Genomic DNA, 21241 nt, shown 5'->3' with positions numbered 1-21241 from the left:
TCAGAAGCGGAGCTTGCCCGCTGGCAATGGTGGGATTGGTTATGGCGAGGATTGAGCATTGCTGGCTGGACGGCGAATCTTGGCTTGTTAATCGACCTTCTGCCTCGTTTTCTGATAGCAGGCACTGGATTTGCGGGAGCAGTAGCAATTGCTTTTCCCAGTCTTTTGACCGTATTACAAGCGATCAGCGAACTAACGGAAACCGGACAAGAAGAATTTGATAAATTATTAATCCGACTGGGTATTCCCAAGCATTTTCATGCGGAAGCCCAGCTCGGGGCGACGGAGTTATTACTGGTAATCTTACTAGGTTTTCACTTTTGTTTGCCCAATTTTTCTAATTTCTCTAATAGAAGAGGTTTTGAAAAGTATAAGCAAGGTCAACTAGCCAGTGCTGAAGCCCACTATCAGCAAGCCTTAGCCCTTAATCCTGATAATGTCAAAGCTCACTACAACTTAGCTTTTATTTACGAAGATTTACAACAGTTTGATAAAGCCAGAACTCAATACCAATTCGCCGTAAAAGGCGGTTTTGTCAAAGCCTATAACAACTTAGGTCGCTTGCATATTCTGAACAACAAACCATCTTTAGCTATACCCCTACTCTTAAAAGGTTTAGCCAAGGCTGAGCAAGCCAGTATCAAAGTTAAATACGACCTGATGAAAAACTTGGGTTGGGCAAGGCTTAAGCAACAGCGCTGGTATGAAGCGGAGAAATTTCTCCTGGGTGCTGTTTCTCTAGGAAGTAGTCAAGAAGGTAGTAAACGAATCTCTAATCGCGGTTCAGCCCACTGCTTATTAGCTCAGGTTTATCAAGCACAAAACCAGAAAACTAAAGCCTTGACCCAGTGGCAACAATGTTGTCAATTGGGGTCAAGTGCTAATCCTGATGAGGATCTGTGGCTGGGCTTAGCTCATCAAAAATTAAAGGAGGAAAATCAATTATGTGGTCAAAACAATGGAAAACCTTAATTGCCTTTGCACTGGGGCTAGGTGTGACAGTCCCTTTCATCAAACCTGCCCTGCCTCAAATACCAAGGTTTAACCTAATTATCGCCTTGGCTCCTCCAGGTGAAGTCAAATTCCAGAAGCCCGATTGGTCAAATTTTCAACCAGCTTCTATTGGTTCTATACTCAGGGGGGATTATCAGCTGTTGGTAGGCTCAAATGCTACCGTTGAAGTGCTGTGTTCCAACTGGACAACCTGGAAACCTGAACCGGGAAGAACTTCCACCGTTAATGAAGGCTGTCCTGCCACCAGAGATAATAGAATAATTCACTCACAGAATGATACCGCTCCTACTAGGGCAGCAAATAATCAAAACATTCCTTATCTATTAAGTCCGAGGAACACATCCTTACTCGACAACCGACCCACCCTACGCTGGCATCAGGTTGAAGGTGCAGAAAGTTATTCTGTTAGGATTCGTGGACAAGGATTAGATCTAGACTGGAAAACCCACAGTAGGGAGACAGAAATTCTTTATTCAGGGGAACAACCTCTACCACCTGGTTATTATTGGTTAATTGTTGAGACTGACAACGGTCAACGTTCTATAGAGGAAGGGGTATTTGGTTTTCGGGTACTTGATAAAAAGAAAGCTACCACCCTATTAAAAGAAGTAGACGAACTCCAGCAAAAACAGTTAAGTGAAGAAGCGAATTCCTTAGCCCTAGCCCATTTTTACCTCAGCGAAGATTTGAAATATGATGCGATTGATATCCTCGAACAAAGCATCAAAGATGGTAATAATTTGGTAGCCACCTATCAACTGCTAGGGGATACCTACACACAAGTGGGGTTAAATCGACTGGCAAAGGAGCGTTACCTCAAAGGTTTAGAACTGGCTAAAGCAGCATCAGATTTAAACAGTCAAGCGGAAATACAAAAGAGTTTAGTAACTATCAGCTTAATTATTGACAGTAAAGAGGAAGCTTTACAGTGGTTGGAAAAAGCCCAAGTTAGTTATCGGGCTTTAGGAGATGAATCAAAGGTGCGTCAACTAGAAGAGAATAAAAGTAAAATTTGACAGGCGGTTCTGGATTTAAGGTATGGGGTATCGGTATGGTTTCAACTAAATCAAAAAGGCCAACAATTTGGGTAACAGCTCTAGTTAGTTTGATCTCAGTAGGGGTAATTACGCCCCAGCCCACAGTGGGACAAACTACCATTGCCCAAAAACAGGAATCAGCACAAGCACAACTAGCCAAAGCTAAGCAACTGACTCAACAAGTTGCTGAGTTGTATCAGCAAGGGAAATACTCCGAAGCGATTCCTCTAGCCCAGGACGCTTTGAGGATTCGACAGCAAGTGCTGGGAGAGGAACACCCTGATATAGCTACCAGCCTGAATGATCTGGGGTTACTCTACGATGCAATGGGAAGGTACGAACAGGCGGAACCCAAGTTAACTCAAGCCTTGGAGATGAGGAGACGCTTGCTGGGTAACGAACACCTTGATGTGGCATTAAGCCTCAATAATCTGGCGGGACTCTACTATTCAATGGGAAAGTACGAAGATGCGGAACCATTGTATAAGCAAGCCTTGGAGATGAGGAGAAGGTTGCTGGGTAACGAACACCTTGATGTGGCATTAAGCCTCAATAATCTGGCGGGACTCTACTATTCAATGGGAAAGTACGAAGATGCGGAACCATTGTATAAGCAAGCCTTGGAGATGTATAGACAGTTGCTGAGGTACGAACACCCATATGTGGCAACCAGCCTCAATAGTCTGGGGTTACTCTACCAATCAATGGGAAGGTACTCTGATGCAGAACCCTTGTATACCCAATCCTTGGACATGAAAAGACGCTTGTTGGGGAACGAACACCGATCTGTGGCTACCAGCCTCAATAGTCTGGGGTTACTCTACCAATCAATGGGAAGGTACTCTGATGCAGAACCCTTGTTAACCGAAGCTTTGGGGATGAGGAGACGGTTGCTGGGAAACGAAGACCCATCTGTGGCAACCAGCCTGAATAGTCTGGGGTTACTCTACCAATTAATGGGAAGGTACTCTGATGCAGAACCCTTGTATACCCAATCCTTGGAGATGTATAAACGGTTGCTGGGTAATGAACACCCAGATGTGGCAAACAACCTCCATAATCTGGCGGGACTCTACCAATCAATGGGAAGGTACCAACAGGCGGAACCCTTGTTAACCGAAGCCTTGGAGATGAGGAGACGGTTGCTGGGGAACCAACACCCATCTGTGGCAACCAGCCTCCATAATCTAGCGGCACTCTACCAATTAATGGGAAGGTCCCAACAGGCGGAACCCTTGCATAACGAAGCCTTGGAGATGAGGAGACGGTTGCTGGGCAACGAACACCCATTTGTGGCAACCAGCCTCCATAATCTGGGGTTACTCTACAAATCCATGGGAAGGTACCAACAGGCGGAACTCTTGTATGCAGAAGCCTTGGAGATGATGAGATGGTTGCTGGGCAACGAACACCCATCTGTGGCAACCAGCCTCAATAGTATTGCTGTTTTACATTACAGTCAAGGAAACATTGAGCAAGCTCTGGAGTTTCTGGAAGCAGGATTAGACATCGAAGAACTCAATCTGGAACGTAATCTCGTCGCTGGTGCTGAAAAGCAAAAACGGGACTACATGAAAACTATCTCTAAGACAAGGGATGGAGCCATCTCTCTACACTTAAACTCAGCTCCTGATGATCAAAGAGCAGCTGGTCTAGCGTTAACCAGCATTCTACGTCGAAAAGGTCGTTTACTGGATTTCTTGACCCATAGTCAGCAACTGTTGCGTAAACGCTTAGATTTCCAAAGCCAAAAATTACTAGACCGACTCAACAATACTCGCACGCAACTAGCTAACCTCACCTACAACCGACCCGATAAGCTTCCCCTTGAAGAATATCCTGCTCAACTCAATGAACTAACTAATCAGGAACAGCAACTAGTCGCAAAAATTAGTCGGCGTAGTCGTGAATTTGCCCAAATCAATCAACCAGTCACCATCGAAACCATTGAACAACTTATTCCCGATGATACGGCACTGGTAGAATTTGTAGAGTACAAACCCTACAACCCCAAAAAGGGTAGTTTTGGTAGTCCCCGTTATGCCGCCTATGTACTCCGTTCTCAAGGCCCACCCCAAGGTATTGATTTAGGGGAAGTAGATGCTTTGAAATCTCTACTGTTTAGATTTCGTTTTTCCCTGCGAGACAAAGGAGTTACCATCCCTGATTTCAAACAAGTAGCCCGTAAAGTAGATGATAAACTGATGGCGAAAGTTCGTCCTTTGTTGGGAGATAGCCGCAGGATTTTACTGTCTCCAGACAGCTACCTCAACCTCATCCCCTTTGAAGCTTTAGTGGATGAAGACAACCGTTATTTAGTAGAAAGCTATGGTTTTACCTACCTCACGTCTGGTCGGGATTTACTGAGATTATCCAATTCCAATCCCAAGCTTACCCAACCAGTACTTTTGGGAGCACCAGATTTTGATAATTCTGCTCAAATTAGTGCCCTTGGGGAGGAAAACCAGATAGTAGCAACCCGCAGCTTACGTCAATTGAATCCTTCCGAGTGGGGCTTATCGCCTTTACCAGGTACTCTTGAGGAAGTAAACGCGATCGCCCAGATGCTTGGTGTAGAGCCGTTGTTGGGTGCTCAAGCTAATGAAGCAGTATTAAAACAGGTTAATCGTCCCAGAATACTACATATTGCTACCCATGGTTTTTTCCAAGAAAGACCTAATTCAGAAGAGTTTACTTCAGGGGATAATTTCCTACTTTGGTCAGGGTTAGCATTAGCAGGAATTAAGGACAACAAGCCAGAAAATAAACTAGAAGATGGCATCTTCACAGCTTTAGAAGCAACGGGATTAAATTTATCAGGTACAAAGCTGGTGGTGTTATCAGCCTGTGATACAGGCTTAGGCAATATCAGTGCTGGGGAAGGAATCTATGGGTTGCGTCGAGCGTTGGTGATTGCTGGGTCAGAAAGCCAGGTGATTAGTTTGTGGAAAGTGGATGATCGGGCTACCAAGGATCTAATGGTGTCTTATTATCAAGGATTGCTGGATAACCAAGGGCGTTCTGAGGCTTTGCGAAGGATTCAGTTGCAAATGTTAGGAAGTGGAAAGTATCAGCATCCCTATTATTGGGCGAGTTTTATTCCTTCTGGGAATTGGCGTTCTATGGGTGGGGAGTAGGGAGTAGGGAGATAGGGAACAGGGAACAGGGAACAGGAAAAAATCCTGTGTACCTGATTACTATGAGAATTGCTAGAGATTATAGGTTAAAATCCTCGGGATTTATCCCTTTGGCTTTTAATTGCTCTAGCAATGCTTTCATGCGAGTTCGTTCTTGCTCTAAAGCTTGCTCTGCTTGTTCTGCCCGTTGACGTTCCTGTTCTGCCTGTTGTTGAGCCATATCTCTTTGCTCACTAATTTCTAAATAGCTAGCAAAAGGCTCACCATTGGGATAATACAGTACTAATTCCGATGCTACTAACTCAAAGGTAATTCCTAAACGGGGACTAACCCAACCTCGCATCTGAGGGATAGGTTCTAGTTTTTTTCCTGAACGCAACCAGCCTTTTAGTTTTGTCCGATCTGGGTCATAGAGATAGTACTCTTCTACTCCATGGGTCTGATAAAACTTGAGTTTCTTTTCTTCTAATTCTTTGATGGTGTTGGTTTCGGAGGCAATTTCAAAGGTGACTTGGGGATTAAGATTATCTTCAACCCAGGTTTTATAAGAACGCCGATGCCCTTTCGGTCTACCGATAACTACCATCACATCCGGGGCTTGGTTGATTTTGGGTTGTCCTTGTATTGGATACCACAACAAATCCCCAGCAACGAAGACATTGGAGTCATCTTTGAAGTGGACTTCCAGGCCATACTTAATGGTGGTAATTAGTTCAAATTGAAGGGTATTGTCGGCCATTGGTTTCCCGTCACTTTCGGGATAGAAGATGTCATCGGTGGTGGGAGTAATTTGCTGAACCATAGGAAAATTTTTCACCAAATACTGGAAGCCTATTCTATCTTATCAAACCCTATAAAAAACTACCATTTTAACAGATTTTTTGTGAAGCGAACGTGTTATAATTTAATTGGTGCTTGATCTTAGATTCAACAACTAAGGGATGTGTGATGTTTAATTATAGCAATCTCCCCAAGATTTTCCCTTAAATTTATTGGAAACTATCTTTGGTACCGGTCTCTTCTGTTATTTTGCTCCTTGGTGCTTGTCAGACTAGTCAAACAATCAACCAAACAGTTAACCGAGGTTTAGAAATTCGCTTTCTGGCAGGGAGTGACTTAAAAGATTTTTGCGATCGCCTTTGGCGGAAGCTTTGCTTCATCGCGTAGCGTGGCCTACGGCCAATCGGCTCTGCCGCGCCAAAGGCGTTCGCGTAGCGTGGCCTACGGCCAATCGCATAAGCGCGGAAGCTGAGGCCTTTGGCCACGCTTTCGCCGTAGGCGACGCTGCGCGAACGCGAACGCTTCATCGCGTAGCGTGGCCTACGGATTTCAAAGCATTAAAAGGTTGAACCAAGGCACAAATTTGGACATTGATTGGCATTTTGGTTACAGCAATTGGCGGTTTTGTGGTGGCTGTCGGTGGTTTTGTTATTTCAGGTTTGATCACTCAACCAGGCATAGACGGTTGTCGCGAATGACAAACTCTTTCGGTATTGGTAGTCCATGCAGACTCCGTGCCACACTGCTGGTGTAGGCACCCGATGCATTCAAGATCACGCGGTCACCAACCTCTATTCTTGCCATCTTTTCGTTAAGACAAAAATAATCTGTCTCATAACAGGTACAACCTGCGAGGTCATGGACGAACATCGGTCCTTCTCGGAAAGGGATCTGAGCAACTGCTGGACGTGGTGCCCAGAACATCAAGTTCCAAGCAGAGGTATCCAAAACCACAATGCGATGCCCAGAGGGATGATCGTCTGCTGCTTTGACCTCCGCAACCAGGTAGCCCGCCATCATAGTCAATAGCATTCCTGGCTCTATCACAAGCCGCACGGGTTGCTGGCGCTGGTTGTTAATACGAGTAATGGTTTTATTTACTAGATCCCAAACCCGTTGTGCTTCAGGTTTTTGCAGATGGAACAGGTAAGCCCAACCGCCGCCGAGATTGAGCACTTCAACTTTAGGAAAGATTTCCAAGCAAGATACTAGCAAATCAAGGGTCTGATGTAGATCTGCTTCTGAAAAAGTTTCACCTTCATGAACATGAAGATGGACGACCTCAAGCTTATGGGTTTGTATTAGGCTGTGTAGACCGGAATCTGTTGGATCAACTCCAAATCTACTCCACCTGGTTACTACATTCTTAGCCTTGGAATCTTCGTGAAAAGGAAGGCGAAGTCGAAGCCCAACTCTTTTGTCTGGGTTAGCGCTTTCACACCAGACACGCAACTGAGACAGACTGCACAAATCTGGAATCACACCCTCAGCTGCCAAACGCTTAAGGTCGGCAACTGAGAAGCCTGGTGCTGTAGAGTAGATTGGCCACAGCCCTGCTGCGATGGCAGCATCTAGCTCTTGTATGGTGGTAATGTCTGCTCCTAGGCCAAGTTTAGCCATATGACGCAACACAGATTGGCAGCGGTTTGCTTTAACAGCTAAACAAAGCTCACTATTCGGAATTTTTCTGAGGTCGTTTCGTAAAGCCGTTACAGTGTCAGTGATGGCATCTAGGTCGTACACAAGTGCCGGGGTGGGAATATCACTGGCAATCTTGAACAATGTCTCAGGAATAGTTGGAATAATTTTCATCCAATTTCTAAATTCAGTTACATCATCTCGCCACCCATCTTTTATTTCTTGGTTGTTATTGTCACTTGATATCATGCTACTGCCAAATCTTATTTGTTGTGAATAATTTGTTCTCGTTGCGTCGCACTCAAACTTCCTTTTACATCACTTTTTTGTAAACCATATATAAATCGTCGGGAGTCGCCTCTTTCCACTTAAAACCTGCCCCATTCATCGTATCTTCTAGAAGTTGGCCGTACACCATTAAGAACTTATGGCGATCGCTAGCAACTATTTCACCTTCTTTTTTGAAACGATAGTCTGTTTCCCAAAAGTACATTTCTTGATTGTCTAGGAAAGAGAGATGCTTTTGCTGAGCGTAAACAATGCCATTGCCAATCTCTTGCTCGCCATCTGCATCAATTTCTTCGGCTTGAATGTTAAGTACAAACAAGCCTCCCTCAACTAAATGGCGGGCAATATTGTTTAACATTTTAACGGTGTCCTCAAAATTGGGCAGAAAACTATATAAGTGGTAATCTTTACCAACCCGACATACACCTGCCGGACCCCCATGGGAATATATGGCATCAAAAGATTCTTGCAGATCCATTGATAACACATTACCTTCTACTACCTTTGCCCGATTTCCCAAACGAGCTTTAGCCCGGTCTAACATAGTAGGAGTAAAATCTATTCCAGTTATCTCATAGCTGGGATCTAATTCGAGCAGTTTTTCTGCAAGTAATCCCGTTCCCACCCCTATTTCGAGAAGTTTTTTCCGGCCTTTGAGGATAGAGTCGAGGGACTGAGCTTCTTTCGGATAGTCGTAATACACACTCTTCATAGTGGAGTCATAATACTCGGCAATATTATCGTATTTATTCATAGTGGTAGCTCTCCTGATTTTATTTTATACTGTTGATTGAAACTGTTTATAAAGCAAAGTTTAGGAAATCAATGTCGTTTAGCCAAGCGCTGCTGTATATGTTCCGCGAGTTTGTATTTTGTTAAAATATCTAAGGGTAAGTAGGCGGCACCTCTAATAGTTCCTAGGCAATCTTTGCTTTTACAAATACAATCAAATCCTCTATCCATCGACCATTCCGTTGATGGATAGAAGAAAGTCATTTCCTCACCAATTTTAATTTTAGTTATGGCTCTCACAACGCGATCGCTCGGAGCGAAAAATACATTGGGAGCGCAGCTATGATTGAGATACTGCAAAAACTCTGGGTCGAGCATAATATGTTGGTAATCGTCAATTTGGACGGTTAAATAATTAGGGCGATCTAGGCTTTTTTTTGCGCCAAATTTACAGATTACCTGTCCGGGCATAAACTCGACAGTGGTGTGTAGGGATTTGCTCCCAGTTTTACGACACTCCCGGAGCTCGGCCCATGATGCAACGTTTAGTTTTTTTTCAGCGATATAGTTTTTAACCAAGTCATCCATATAACTACCTCAGCCAAATTCTTTGGATGCAGTATTACCAAACTAAGCTAGTATACAATTATTTTGTATTTTTGTAAAAATTATTTGGCAATAAAAGTCAAGGGTATATGAAATGAACAATAATCAATTAGGAGTTTAACCCATGAGCGAGACACCCATAACAATTACTTACTCCTTAGAGGAAGTCTTAAAAGACATAAACGGGAAGCTAGACAGCCTTCAAAAAGATGTCAATAAGATAAACGAAAGACTAATAAAAGTAGAGACACAAGTAGACGCGATGAAGCGAAGCTTCCGCTAAAAGCGATCGGCTCTGCCGCGCCAAAGGCGAACGCAACGGATATCAAAGCATTAAAAGGTTCAACCAAGGCACAAATTTGGACATTGATCGGCATTTTGGTCACAGCAGTTGGCGGTTTTGTGGTAGCTGTTGGTCGGTAAGCATATGCGCTACGCGCACGCGTGCGCGTTCAGCCGTCAGTGGTCAGCTGTCAGCTTATTTTATTCAAAAGCAGCAATTGCGCTACGCGAATGGCCAAGGCTGATAGCTGATAGCTAAAAGCTGATAGCTGAATGCTTACGGTTAGGGATTTAGAGTTAGCGTTCGCGTTCGCGAAGCGTGGCCAAAGGCCTCCGCTGCGCGAACGGCTCTGCCGAAAGCGGTTCTTTTGGAACATCGCGAAGCGGTTCTTTTGGAACATCGCATTTGCCAAAAAACCACTATGCTAGCAGCAGATTGATTACCCTTGCCTTGCCATGACTCCAGAATCTGACCCGTTGAAGGAACCCCGTAAAGTCGTGGAAGATACCAATGGGATTGACCTTTGGTCACGCTCCGCGATCGCTAAATTTTTCCAATTTCATCAACACCAAGCCAAACTTAGTACCGAGATTCTGGCGGGAGTAACCACCTTTGTCACCATGGCATACATTCTCGTGGTCAATCCCGATATTTTGTCCAATGCCATTTTTCTGCAACAACCCAAGGATTTGTTTGGGGAACTAGTGATTGCCACCGGGATTTCAGCTGCTTTGGCAACCTTAGTGATGGGACTGTATGCAAAATATCCATTTGCCCTAGCACCAGGTATGGGTCTCAATGCCTACTTTACCTTCTCAGTAGTGTTGGGTTTAGGCATCGATTGGCGGGTTGCTCTGGCTGCGGTTTTCATTGAAGGACTAATTTTTATAGTGCTTACGGTTACTGGGGTTCGCCGTAAAATTGTCACTGGGATTCCCGAATGTATTAAACAAGCCACAACCACAGGTATTGGTTTATTTATTGCTTATATTGGTCTCAATAGCTCAGGTATCATTGCTCAGTCTCAGGCAACTACCACTACCTTGGGAGATTTGACTCAACCAGCCACATTAGTCACCATTGTCGGAATTCTAATTACCTCAGCCTTGATCGCTCGACGCATTACCGGAGCCCTGCTGTGGGGTATTCTTGCCACCGCATTACTGGCATGGATTTTGGGGATAGCCCCTTGGCCACAAGGAATTGTTGCCTTACCCCAATGGCCAGGAGATTTACTTGGTCAGGCATTTGTGGGTTTGTCACAGGTAGTTCAGACCAATATCTGGGAACTACTGAGTATTCTATTTGTGCTACTGTTTGTGGATCTGTTTGATACCGTTGGTACCCTAACTGGACTAGGAGTCAAAGCAGGTTATATCAATCAAAAGGGGGAATTTGCCCATGGGTCGCGAGCCTTTATGGCAGATGCAATCGGTACTACTGCTGGGGCAATCTTAGGCACCTCTACAGTAACCACCTATATTGAGTCAGCCTCAGGACTATTGGAAGGGGGACGCACTGGCTTGACTGCCGTTGTTACTGCCATTTTATTTGCCCTATCCATAGTTTTCATTCCCTTTCTATCGGCCATTCCCAGCTTTGCCACAGCACCAGCCTTAGTCATGGTTGGAGTTTTGATGATCCCAAGTGTTAGAAAAATCCATTGGGACGATCCAGCCGAGTCAATTCCCTCATTTCTCACCATCTTGATCATGCCTTTAAGTTATTCAATTGCTGATGGATTAGCTGTCGGTTTAATTACTTTTCCTCTGTTGAAGGCTTTTCAGGGTAAAGCTCACGAAACGACTATTACCATGTGGATTTTAGCAACAGTATTTATCTTAAAGTTTGCCTTAGTAGGAGCCTAAGCTATCAGCTATCAGCTAAAGGCCTTTGGCCACGCTACGCGAACAGCTATCAGCCTTTGACACCTCAAGTAGCGTGCCCGTAGCCCATAAGCTGAATGCTGACAACCAAACTTGATTTGCCCACCCTAAAAGCGATTCCCGATTCCCGATTCCCGATTCCCGATTCCCGATTCCCGATTCCCGATTCCCGATTCTAAATTCCCGATTCTAAATTCTAAATTACCGATTCCCTTTGCTATTTAGGGATTAATCAAACAAATCAGGACGGCGTTCTTTAGTCCTCTGAATTTGCTGTTGTTTACGCCAGCGGTCAATTTCCCCATGATGTCCTGATAACAAAACCTCTGGAACCTTCCATCCCCGAAACTCAGCAGGTCTGGTGTACTGAGGATAGTCCAGTAACCCGGCTTCAAAGCTTTCTAATTTAAGGGATTCCGCTTTGCCTACTGTTCCTGGTAGCAACCGGGTGACACCGTTAATCATGGCTAGGGCTGGGATTTCTCCACAGGTTAAGACAAAATCCCCCAGTGATACCTCTCGGGTGACTAAGTGTAATACCCGCTCATCCACACCTTCGTAGTGTCCACAAATTATCACCAGCTGATCATAACCTGTGGCCAATTCTTTGAACAATTGCTGTTTCATGGGTTGCCCCTGGGGGGTCATTAAGATGACATCACGCTGTGGTAAAATGGGTAAAGACTCTACAGCCGCAAAAATCGGCTCTGGTTTCATCAACATCCCTACGCCACCACCGTAAGGCTCATCATCAACTCGTCGATGCTTGTCAGTAGCAAAGTCTCGGGGGTTGATTAGATGTACTTCGGCAATTTGTTTGAGGAGCGCCTTACCAAGTAGCCCTGAAGTCAGAGGAGAGCTGAAGAAATCCGGAAACAGAGTGATAATGTCAAATCGCACAAACAGTTAAGGGAGGGTAGGGGTCTGGAGCTAAAAATCCTGTGGGAAGAGGCTAAGATACATAATCAGTGATTATGCATAAATTGTAAGGCTATAATGCGTGGATATCATTAAATAATCACGAAGTAAACTGAAAAATTGCTAGAATGTGGCATTTTAACTAAAAAGCACTACTCAAAAGTATTCGACTCACCTCATGCCCATTACTAATATAATGCAGCAGTTAGAATCTCAATTGCAAAGAATTAGGATGCCTAAGTCCACTCAACCAGGAATCTTGGTAATCGGCGGCGCTGAAGATAAAGTTCACGGACGAGAGATCCTGCAAACTTTTTTTCGGCGTGCTGGAGGAACTAATGCTCGCCTGGCCATTATCCCCTCAGCCTCCAGAGAACCAAGCGTGATTGGCAGTCGCTATGAACGCATCTTTGAAGACATGGGAGCCGAGGAAATTCGGTTGCTAGATATACGCGATCGCTCTGAAGCAGAAAACAAAGACTTACTAGAGTACTTGGAAATCTGTACCGGGGTATTCATGACCGGAGGTGACCAATTACGCTTGTGCGGGCTACTAGCCGATACCCCCTTAATGGAAAAAGTTCGGCAGCGGGTTCATCAAAGCGAGATTACCCTAGCTGGGACAAGTGCTGGGGCTGCAGTTATGGGTCATCACATGATTGCTGGTGGTGGTAGTGGTGAGTCTCCTAATCGTGCTTTGGTAGATATAACCATGGGCTTAGGAATCATTCCAGAGGTGATTGTCGATCAACATTTCCACAATCGGAATCGTATGGCACGCCTGATCAGTGCCATTTCTGAACATCCGGATCGATTGGGGATCGGAATCGATGAAGATACCTGTGCTTTGTTTGAAAAAAATGGTTGCTTACAAGTGATGGGTAAAGGTACTGTCACAATTATTGATCCCCAGGAAATGTCTTACACGAACCAGCCTAAGATCGGTCATAACGACCCGATCAGTATCCACAATCTGCGAGTGCATATTCTGTGTCATGGCGATCGCTACCACTTTCACAAGCGTTCCTTATTCACAGCAGAAAGCTAAACCTTCCGTCCTGGAGAACAAGCACAATACCAGCCCACGCTTTTGAGTATGGCTTGACCTGCCCTGTGCCAAGGGATGCAGCGCCTTAATCAGGGGTTTTCCTCATGACTGTAGTTGGGGGAACTCATCTGAGGACTTGCTGGCTGAAATGGATAATTATGGATAATTTTGAAAAAACTGTTCACAGAGAACAGTTTTTTCTCTGTCCAAGGTTAATAATCAATAGATTATCCCAAATCTAATCAGCAGCCTACCCGATCGCCTGATTTCAGGATTGGAGCTAGACTTTTCAAGCGTGCCAATCGGCTGATAATGTGCCAAAGTAGTGCCAAAGTAGGCGATAAAGGCGGATTTTATTTGATGAATTGCGTCTTTAGGCTTCCTTGCACATTCAGCGAGCATCACCACCGAAGTTTCAGTTGATATGAGAATTCTTAGAATCCAGACTTTACGTGGTCCTAATTATTGGAGTATTGGACATCACAAACTGATTGTCATGCGTCTCGATTTAGAGGAATTGGCAAATACCCCCTCCAACGAGATTCCTGGCTTCTATAAGGGACTAAAGACTGTCCTACCCAGTCTGGAAGAGCATTTCTGTTCCCCTGGTGTCCGGGGGGGATTCCTGTCTCGGGTTGCCAGAGGCACCATGATGGGGCACATCATTGAACACGTTGCCCTAGAACTACAAGATCTGGCTGGCATGAGGGTTGGATTTGGTCGCACTAGGGAAACAGCGACACCAGGAGTCTACCAGGTCATATTTGAATACATTGATGAGCAGGTGGGTCGTTATGCTGCTAGGGCAGCTGTACGCCTGTGTCGTAGCATCATTGATAAGCAAATCTATCCCCAAAGTGAATTAGAACAAGACCTGAAAGATTTACAAGAACTGGCTAGTAATTCAGCTTTAGGACCAAGCACTCAATCCTTGGTTAAGGAAGCCGAAGCCAGAGATATTCCCTGGATGCAGCTGAGCGCGAGAGCGATGATTCAACTGGGGTACGGTGTCCACCAAAAGCGGATTCAAGCCACATTGAGTGATTATTCAGGGATTTTAGGCGTTGAGTTGGCTTGTGATAAAGAAGGTACCAAACAAATCCTGAGGGATGCTGGTGTACCGGTTCCCCGGGGTACAACGATTCGATTCCTAAATGACTTGGAAGGGGCAATTGAGGATGTAGGTGGCTACCCGATTGTGATTAAACCCCTGAATGGGAATCATGGACGAGGCATTACTCTTGATATTAATAGCTGGGAAGAGGCAAAGACTGCCCATGAAACCGCCAAAGAGGTCTCCCGCTCGGTAATTGTGGAGCGCTATTATAAAGGTTTTGACCACCGGATTCTTGTGGTCAATGGCAAGGTAGTAGCTGTAGCAGAGCGTATCCCTGCCCATGTGGTGGGTAATGGTAGGTCTACGATTGAGGAACTGATTGACCAAACTAACCTTGATCCCCATCGGGGTGACGGACACGACAATGTCTTGACGAAAATTGTGGTAGACGCTACCAGTGAGAGTGTCTTGAAGAAGCAAGGCTATAGATTGGAAAGTATACCCAGAAAGGGGGAAGTTTGTTACTTGCGGGAAACTGCCAATCTTAGCACTGGCGGTATTGCTGTAGACCACACTGACAACATCCATCCAGAAACTATCTGGCTGGCACAGCGGGTTGCCAAAATTATTGGTCTCGATATTGCTGGAATTGATATTGTTACCTCTGATATCACTAAGCCTTTACGGGAAGCTGATGGGGTGGTGGTTGAGGTGAATGCTGCCCCTGGCTTTAGGATGCATGTTTGTCCTAGTCAAGGTCAGCCCCGGAATGTGGCAGCACCAGTCCTAGATATGCTCTTCCCAAATGGGCAACCTAACCGTATTCCCATCATCGCGATTACAGGTACTAACGGAAAAACCACGACAACTCGCTTAATTGCCCATATCTATCGCCAAACTGGAAAGGTTGTGGGCTATACCACCACAGATGGCATCTACATTGATGAATATATGGTGGAAAAAGGTGATACCACTGGACCCCAAAGTGCTCAGGTAATTCTCAGAGACCCTACAGTTGAGGTGGCAGTGCTGGAAACTGCCCGGGGCGGTATCCTGCGTTCTGGCTTGGCCTTTGACAAATGTGATATTGGAGTGGTTTTAAATGTCTCCGCTGACCACTTGGGAATTGGAGACATCGACACCATTGAACAGATGGCCAAGGTCAAGAGTATTGTGGCGGAAGTGGTGAGTCCGAAGGGCTATGCTATCCTCAATGCTGATGACCCCCTAGTCAGAGCAATGGCGGAAAAGGTAAAGGGTCAAGTGGCTTATTTCTCCATGAACTCAGAAAATGAGTTGATCAAAAATCACACCAGTGGTGGTGGTCTGGCGGCGGTTTATGAAAATGGTTATTTGTCCATCATCAAAGGGGATTGGACCCTGCGGATTGACGAGGCAGTAAATGTGCCAGTGACAATTGGGGGACGGGCACCTTTTATGATTGCGAATGCTCTAGCTGCGAGTCTCGCTGCCTTTGCTCAAGGAGTCTCGATTGAGGCCATTAGAGAGGCATTGACCACATTTAGAGCTTCTGTAGACCAGACACCAGGGCGAATGAATTTGTTCAATCTTGGCAGTTACCATGCTCTAGTGGATTATGCCCACAATGCAGCTAGTTACGAGGCATTGGGTAGTTTTGTGCGCAACTGGCCCGGAGAGCGCTTTGGGGTTGTGGGTGGTCCTGGGGATCGCCGGGATGAAGACTTTATTGAACTAGGACGACTCTCAGCAAAAATCTTTGACAGGATTATTATCAAAGAAGATGATGACTTACGAGGACGTCCCAGTGGTGATGCAGCTGAGTTAATTCGTAAGGGCATACGAGAGGAAAATCGCGATTCCAACTATGAGATTATCCTCAGGGAAACAGAGGCAATTGAAAAGGGTTTGGATAAAGTCGCTGATGGTGGTTTAGTGGTGATTCTGCCAGAAAGTGTCAGTCGTGCGATCAAACTAATTGAGGCTCGTAATCCTTTGCCGGATAATGGCCTTAAGGCAAGCAGTGCTGACAACGAAGATGAGTTGAAGCCATCGGTGGTCAATTAAGCGGTTGTTGGTATTGGTTGAATGGTGAAGGTTGAAGGTTGAAGGTTTAAAGTTTAAAGTTGAAGGTTAAAGGTTTAAAGTTTAAAGTTTAAAGTTGTTCGCGTAGCGTGGCCGAAAGGCCAAGGTTTAAGGTTGTTCGCGTAGCGTGGCCGAAAGGCCAAGGTTGAGGGCAAACCATCAACCTTGATTGTAATCCCATTGAGGCGCTCAGCTGCAAAAGATTGACTTAAGGTCAGCCCTGGATGGGATTAGCCCAAAGCAACTGGACAAAAAGCGATGTTCCAAAGGAACATCGCTTTTTCTACAGCTATGCGATCGCTAACTTCAAACCTGACAGATCTTTATGTGGGTGGTATGGCGCTACGCGCAATGGCATTGGCAAGAGGCAAGAGGCAAGAGGCAAAGGTACACTTTCCGTATTAAGAATTAGGCGTTGCTGATTCTGGGTATGATTTTGCCCCCCCTAACCCCCCAATTTCGCGGTGTGACCCGAAGGGTCGCACCTAAAAGTTGACTACAACAGCTTGTGCTGCTTATATCAATGTCCTAAGTTTAATGCGTAGTGCTATATTTCTTTTCACCCACTACCCCACACCCCATACCCAGTAAGGCTTTTAAGGCTGTTTGTCACTATCGGCACTAAAAATAGTGAAAGTTTCCTGCATAAATTTTGGTGATTATCCAGATAAGTCTATAGATACTTAAAAATCAGCTATCGGCACTCAGCATTCAGCTAATGTACTAATTGCTTAATTGTTACTACTAGGGTAGTCATGGCAGTTAGTAATCGGTTGCTCAGAAATACACAAATTCTAATTAATTCAAACGTTAGGGGCAATAGCAATGGCTGGGTTAAAATCTACTAATTACGGTTTAAACTACGACGAGCAACTTGACTCTGGATTATATTTAGTAACTCCTCGTGATGACGATTATTCAGAAGTAAATCTTGGTTATGATACTCTGACCGGATGGCGTAATGATAATGTTTTAGTACGAGTAGACTCTGATTACCTCAATACTGGATCAAGAGAAGATAAACGGTTCACTATTGAAGGTGACTACAAAATTGTTGTTGAGGGTAACAGTTCGGAAACAATTAGCAATGTTTTGCCAGAAGACATAGAGGATGTTGTTGATGTTCAAGTTAATAGCTTAGATCTAGCCACAGAGCAAGAAAATGGATTATCAAATTTAGCATCAGCAGCAGAGTCAACGTCTGAAGAATTAGAATTATTAAGACAAGACGATACAAACACCACTCTAACCGTAGAAGATCAGCAGATTGGAATACAGCTATCAGCAGAAGCTAATGCAAATCCTTCATTAGATGGAGTTTTCGGTGATGATGAAAGAACTAGGGTAACAAATACTACTAGCGATCCTTGGAGTAAAGTAGGTTTGGTCACAGCTAGGTTTGGGAATGAGTGGTTTGGTTCATCTGGGGTGATGATTGGTCCTCACCATTTTCTCACCTCAGCTCATGGCATCTTCGACAGCACTCTTTCTGACTCTGCTGGCAATGGTGGCTATGCAGACGAAATATACGTTCATCTCGGTCAAGATGGTCAAGAAAAATATTATGGTCAAGTTGGTGTAACCTATTTTCATACAGTGAACGGCTATACAGCAGATAATGATGGTGATGGAATTATTGCTGATGCTGACAGTAATGAAGATGACGGGAATTATGATTGGGCGGTCTTAACCCTCGATCGCAATATTGGTAATTACACTGGTTGGATGGGATGGCAATGGAATTCGGATCTTAGTTGGTATAACGACTTAAATGTCAATATAACTGGGTATCCTAAAAACACAATCAACAGTGAGGGAATTGTTGAAAATAATTGGCAAGGTAGTTTTGCTGGAATAGATCATTCTGCGGAAATGTATACAATTTCTGGTACTATTAATTCTGCTACTAACTATCAGATTAAACACCATCTTGATGCTACTGGAGGCAATAGTGGTGGTCCAGTATGGCGTTCTGAAGGTAACTCAGAATATGTGATCGGTCTGACAAGAGCCGGGTTTTCTGATCGGAATGAAGCTATTCGCTTACAGGAATACATGACCGATTTGATAGAGGATTGGAAAACAAACGATCCTAATCCAGTAGATAAACCTGATCTTGTGGATTATGATCAGTGGTTTGGTACTGACTTTGACTACCTTTCATCTAACTCGATTAAACCAGGAGATAACTTAACTACACGTTTTGTAACTCGTAACAACGGTACAGCAGCATCAGGAAACTTCGACGTCAATTTCTATGCATCTACAGACAATGACGTAACTAACTCCAGCGGTTCCCACTGGTTACTTGGTAGCGATACAATAAGTTCCTTAGATCCTTTCGATTGGGATTACGCAACATGGAGTGCTTCTTTTCCTAATCTCAACCCTGGTTCCTACTACATCATTGGGTTTATTGACCCTAGCACGTCTATTGATGAGTTTGATGACAGCGCTGCTAGCAATCAAGTGGTCTTTGACTCAATACTTCAAGTTCAATCTTTATTTTAGTAAGCATTCAGCTAATGCGCTACGCGCACGCGTGCGCGTTCAGCTATCAGCTAATGGGTTAGGTCCCAGGGTCGTTCGCACAGCGTGGCCATTCGCGTAGCGTGGCCAAAGGCCAAGGCCAAAGCCTATGGCACAAAGCTGACCGCTGACTGCTGAGCGCTGACTAAGGCAACCAATCTTGATCTAATAATTGTTCGAGAGCATAGGGACACTCTTCAGGAAATTCAATCATCATACCGGTTTTTTTTCTGACATACTTTAAGGCTTTTTTATAAACTTTACCTTGATTATTTTGTAAATGATTGCGGAGGTTTTGAGTTAAATACTCCTCAAGTTGGCTTCTAAAGCTCATAATTTCCGCTTGCCAATGGTTCGCGTTATAGTCATATTGCTTTTGCCAATAGTTCAGGAGTAATAAATGTCTGATAATTTGTTCTAAAAAACTTTCAACTGTTAATTTATCTCGACGTCCCAATCCTTCTAATTCCTCAATTAAATGCTCTATGTCGAGATTTTCTAGTCGTTTTTCTTTTAGTAGTTTCAGGGTTTCTACTAACCATTTTTCATTATCAATATCATATAGATAATATAGATCACTTGTTTTAGTCATAGCTGTTTTTAAGCTAGTAAGGAGTTTTTGGTTTTTAGGGAACAGGGAACAGGGAACAGGGAGCAGGGGGTGCATCTCATATTTTTTACAACTATGAGATGCACCCGATAATGATTCACCGTTACATGCCCAGACTTTCTAAATACTCTGCAATAACTGCAACGGCCTTATTGGCATTTCCTTGTTGGCTACCTTCTGGACAGTGAGCAATAACGACAGCGGTTTTGCTGGCCTGGAGAGTAACAGCTCCTATGTCTTTCTTTTTGCCATAAACAACTTTTCCATCCTCTTCCCGCAAAAATTGATACTTTTCCCCCTCAATATATATACCTCCTGCCATGAATCCTGAGAAATCCTTTGACTTAAAAGTATTAGCTATGTTTGTGCTTTCATCAGGATTGAGCTTTAAGGCATTAGCATGAGCATCTGTAGTCCACTTAGCACCACCATCAAGACCTATGATACTAGCTTTATCAACATGAACAGTTCCATTAGCGTCTTTAGATTGTGCAATTAGATTATCGATGTAGCTATCCCAAGACATTTTCTTTAGTTTCCTTAAAAATTTTACTTTTTATTCTAGTAAAATATTATAGCATTTTTCGTAAAATTGGTATGCTCAAAGCCAATCAAATAAACGTTTTTTTTAAACGACATTAGTTCATTAATTGACTGTTAACTGTCAACAAACAAGCAATCCCTTAAATCATGCAATTTAAATCTGTAACAGCTGACTAATTCCTGTTCCCTATTCCCTGTTCCCTGTTCCCTGTTCCCTGTTCCATTTAAATTTCATACATTTCTAACGGCAATCCATCCGGGTCTTGAAAAAACGTAAATCGCTTGCCAGTATGCTCATCAATTCTAATCCTTTCTACATCCAAACCCTGGGATTTGAGATAATTCACCGACGCTTCAATATCATCTACTTGAAAGGCTAAATGTCTCAATCCGCAAGCTTCAGGACGACTAACTCGTTCAGGAGGATTAGGAAACGAAAATAACTCAATCCTATCCCCATCACCCACTTGTAAATCCAATTTATAAGAATTCCTAGCAGCTCTGAAGGTTTCTTCAATAATCGGAAACCCTAAAATATCTACATAAAACTGTTTCGATTTTTCATAATCTGAGCAAATAATCGCTACATGGTGAAATCCTTTAGTCTTCATAAAAATAATTTTCAATTAAGTAATAGATAAATAGTTTTCAATCAACAAAGCTCATCCCCGATAGTCTGGAACCAGATTCAACCAACTTTTGATGATTTTGCTAGACTGGCAAATATAAAACCCATCATCAAAAGGATATATATCCAAAGGATAAGGAAATTATCTATGCCCCCAACCCTACTTCTATCCAAAGAATTACCTACTCTGGAATACCAATCCACATCAGAACGCTTTGATGAAAGCTGGAGAGCTCCCCTTTCCACTCTCCTGGGATTAGGACGAGCAGCTGGTGCTGATTTTATTGAGTTTTTCCTAGAACGGGTCAACTACATCAGCTGTCTTGCGGAAGATGATGCCATTACTAGCATTTCTCCCCGCCTTACCTCTGGTGCTGGTATCCGAGTATTTCGGGGTAAGTCAGACTGCTATGTTAGCACTAATGACTTATCCTTTTCGGGGA

At 44.0% G+C, this 21241-nt stretch carries 19 protein-coding genes; 10 read left to right on the top strand and 9 right to left on the bottom strand.

From position 1 onward, the window contains the following. From F6K52_RS13815 to F6K52_RS13805, 3 genes are all read left to right on the top strand, one after another. Positions 1-972, top strand: a 972-nt coding sequence (locus F6K52_RS13815; protein WP_293078414.1) for a tetratricopeptide repeat protein, incomplete at its 5' end; no start/stop codon positions are given. Next, positions 945-2030, top strand: coding sequence for a hypothetical protein (locus F6K52_RS13810; RefSeq protein ID WP_293078412.1), 1086 nt, complete (start codon positions 945-947; stop codon positions 2028-2030). The genes F6K52_RS13815 and F6K52_RS13810, both read left to right, overlap by 28 nt. Further along, entirely contained in the window at positions 2027-5188 is a 3162-nt protein-coding gene (locus F6K52_RS13805; protein ID WP_293078410.1) for a tetratricopeptide repeat protein, read from the top strand. The genes F6K52_RS13810 and F6K52_RS13805 overlap by 4 nt, the downstream gene beginning before the upstream one ends. 79 nt (positions 5189-5267) lie before the next feature. Here F6K52_RS13805 and F6K52_RS13800 read toward each other — a convergent pair whose 3' ends face one another. From F6K52_RS13800 to F6K52_RS13780, 5 genes are all read right to left on the bottom strand, one after another. Then, entirely contained in the window at positions 5268-5990 is a 723-nt protein-coding gene (locus F6K52_RS13800) for a Uma2 family endonuclease (RefSeq protein ID WP_293078416.1), read from the bottom strand. 253 nt (positions 5991-6243) lie between these two features. Continuing rightward, positions 6244-6453, bottom strand: a complete 210-nt coding sequence (locus F6K52_RS13795; protein WP_293078408.1) for a hypothetical protein — start codon at positions 6451-6453, stop codon at positions 6244-6246. A 178-nt stretch (positions 6454-6631) separates the two neighbouring features. Continuing rightward, the gene (locus tag F6K52_RS13790; RefSeq protein ID WP_293078406.1) at positions 6632-7855 is read right to left on the bottom strand and encodes an alanine racemase; all 1224 of its coding nucleotides are present in this window, start codon (positions 7853-7855) and stop codon (positions 6632-6634) included. Positions 7856-7919: 64 nt separating this feature from the next. Then, the gene (locus F6K52_RS13785) at positions 7920-8648 is read right to left on the bottom strand and encodes a class I SAM-dependent methyltransferase (protein WP_293078404.1); all 729 of its coding nucleotides are present in this window, start codon (positions 8646-8648) and stop codon (positions 7920-7922) included. A gap of 68 nt (positions 8649-8716) precedes the next feature. Beyond that, complete coding sequence (locus tag F6K52_RS13780) at positions 8717-9214, bottom strand: SET domain-containing protein-lysine N-methyltransferase (protein WP_293078402.1); 498 nt, start codon at positions 9212-9214, stop codon at positions 8717-8719. A 142-nt stretch (positions 9215-9356) separates the two neighbouring features. On the opposite strand from F6K52_RS13780, the gene F6K52_RS13775 reads away from it, so the two are divergent. Both F6K52_RS13775 and F6K52_RS13770 read left to right on the top strand, forming a co-directional pair. After that, a complete protein-coding gene (locus tag F6K52_RS13775) occupies positions 9357-9515 on the top strand; it encodes a hypothetical protein (RefSeq protein WP_293078400.1) in 159 nt (52 codons plus the stop codon). A 455-nt stretch (positions 9516-9970) separates the two neighbouring features. Then, positions 9971-11383 (top strand): NCS2 family permease, encoded by a 1413-nt coding sequence (locus F6K52_RS13770; protein ID WP_293078398.1) that lies wholly within the window; start codon positions 9971-9973, stop codon positions 11381-11383. A 246-nt stretch (positions 11384-11629) separates the two neighbouring features. Here the strand turns inward: F6K52_RS13770 and trmD are convergent, their stop codons facing one another. After that, positions 11630-12301 carry a tRNA (guanosine(37)-N1)-methyltransferase TrmD gene (gene trmD, locus F6K52_RS13765; protein ID WP_293078396.1) on the bottom strand — a complete coding sequence of 224 codons (672 nt, stop codon included), beginning with the start codon at positions 12299-12301 and terminating at the stop codon, positions 11630-11632. Positions 12302-12515: 214 nt separating this feature from the next. Between trmD and F6K52_RS13760 the strand changes: the two genes are divergently transcribed. The 4 genes from F6K52_RS13760 (at position 12516) to F6K52_RS13745 (ending at position 18999) form a co-directional block, all read left to right on the top strand. Then, positions 12516-13367: a cyanophycinase gene (locus tag F6K52_RS13760; protein WP_364417580.1), complete on the top strand. Its 852-nt coding sequence runs from the start codon at positions 12516-12518 to the stop codon at positions 13365-13367. A gap of 424 nt (positions 13368-13791) precedes the next feature. Then, positions 13792-16470, top strand: coding sequence for a cyanophycin synthetase (cphA, locus tag F6K52_RS13755; RefSeq protein WP_293078392.1), 2679 nt, complete (start codon positions 13792-13794; stop codon positions 16468-16470). A gap of 242 nt (positions 16471-16712) precedes the next feature. Continuing rightward, positions 16713-16910 (top strand): hypothetical protein, encoded by a 198-nt coding sequence (locus F6K52_RS13750; protein WP_293078390.1) that lies wholly within the window; start codon positions 16713-16715, stop codon positions 16908-16910. Positions 16911-17313: 403 nt separating this feature from the next. Beyond that, positions 17314-18999, top strand: coding sequence for a trypsin-like peptidase domain-containing protein (locus F6K52_RS13745; protein WP_293078388.1), 1686 nt, complete (start codon positions 17314-17316; stop codon positions 18997-18999). 163 nt (positions 19000-19162) lie between these two features. Here the strand turns inward: F6K52_RS13745 and F6K52_RS13740 are convergent, their stop codons facing one another. The 3 genes from F6K52_RS13740 to F6K52_RS13730 all read right to left on the bottom strand — a co-directional run bounded on the left by F6K52_RS13740 (position 19163) and on the right by F6K52_RS13730 (position 20781). Then, positions 19163-19609, bottom strand: coding sequence for a DUF29 domain-containing protein (locus F6K52_RS13740; protein WP_293078386.1), 447 nt, complete (start codon positions 19607-19609; stop codon positions 19163-19165). 121 nt (positions 19610-19730) lie between these two features. Beyond that, positions 19731-20153, bottom strand: a complete 423-nt coding sequence (locus tag F6K52_RS13735; RefSeq protein WP_293078384.1) for a profilin — start codon at positions 20151-20153, stop codon at positions 19731-19733. A gap of 241 nt (positions 20154-20394) precedes the next feature. Further along, positions 20395-20781: a VOC family protein gene (locus tag F6K52_RS13730; RefSeq protein ID WP_293078382.1), complete on the bottom strand. Its 387-nt coding sequence runs from the start codon at positions 20779-20781 to the stop codon at positions 20395-20397. A gap of 165 nt (positions 20782-20946) precedes the next feature. On the opposite strand from F6K52_RS13730, the gene F6K52_RS13725 reads away from it, so the two are divergent. Further along, the coding region (locus F6K52_RS13725; RefSeq protein ID WP_364417563.1) for a DNA gyrase modulator at positions 20947-21241 on the top strand (295 nt) is incomplete at its 3' end.

The organism is Moorena sp. SIO3H5, assembly GCF_010692395.1.
Taxonomy (GTDB): domain Bacteria; phylum Cyanobacteriota; class Cyanobacteriia; order Cyanobacteriales; family Coleofasciculaceae; genus Moorena.
This window is presented reverse-complemented; position numbering and strand designations above follow the sequence as displayed.

Bases quoted from the DNA above. Each gene is read 5' to 3' on its own strand.
- F6K52_RS13810 (WP_293078412.1), top strand. From the start codon at position 945: ATGTGGTCAAAACAATGGAAAACCTTAATTGCCTTTGCACTGGGGCTA.
- F6K52_RS13800 (WP_293078416.1), bottom strand. From the start codon at position 5,990: ATGGTTCAGCAAATTACTCCCACCACCGATGACATCTTCTATCCCGAA.
- F6K52_RS13790 (WP_293078406.1), bottom strand. From the start codon at position 7,855: ATGATATCAAGTGACAATAACAACCAAGAAATAAAAGATGGGTGGCGA.
- F6K52_RS13785 (WP_293078404.1), bottom strand. From the start codon at position 8,648: ATGAATAAATACGATAATATTGCCGAGTATTATGACTCCACTATGAAG.
- F6K52_RS13780 (WP_293078402.1), bottom strand. From the start codon at position 9,214: ATGGATGACTTGGTTAAAAACTATATCGCTGAAAAAAAACTAAACGTT.
- F6K52_RS13775 (WP_293078400.1), top strand. From the start codon at position 9,357: ATGAGCGAGACACCCATAACAATTACTTACTCCTTAGAGGAAGTCTTA.
- F6K52_RS13770 (WP_293078398.1), top strand. From the start codon at position 9,971: ATGACTCCAGAATCTGACCCGTTGAAGGAACCCCGTAAAGTCGTGGAA.
- F6K52_RS13760 (WP_364417580.1), top strand. From the start codon at position 12,516: ATGCAGCAGTTAGAATCTCAATTGCAAAGAATTAGGATGCCTAAGTCC.
- cphA (WP_293078392.1), top strand. From the start codon at position 13,792: ATGAGAATTCTTAGAATCCAGACTTTACGTGGTCCTAATTATTGGAGT.
- F6K52_RS13750 (WP_293078390.1), top strand. From the start codon at position 16,713: ATGGGATTAGCCCAAAGCAACTGGACAAAAAGCGATGTTCCAAAGGAA.
- F6K52_RS13745 (WP_293078388.1), top strand. From the start codon at position 17,314: ATGGCTGGGTTAAAATCTACTAATTACGGTTTAAACTACGACGAGCAA.
- F6K52_RS13740 (WP_293078386.1), bottom strand. From the start codon at position 19,609: ATGACTAAAACAAGTGATCTATATTATCTATATGATATTGATAATGAA.
- F6K52_RS13735 (WP_293078384.1), bottom strand. From the start codon at position 20,153: ATGTCTTGGGATAGCTACATCGATAATCTAATTGCACAATCTAAAGAC.
- F6K52_RS13730 (WP_293078382.1), bottom strand. From the start codon at position 20,781: ATGAAGACTAAAGGATTTCACCATGTAGCGATTATTTGCTCAGATTAT.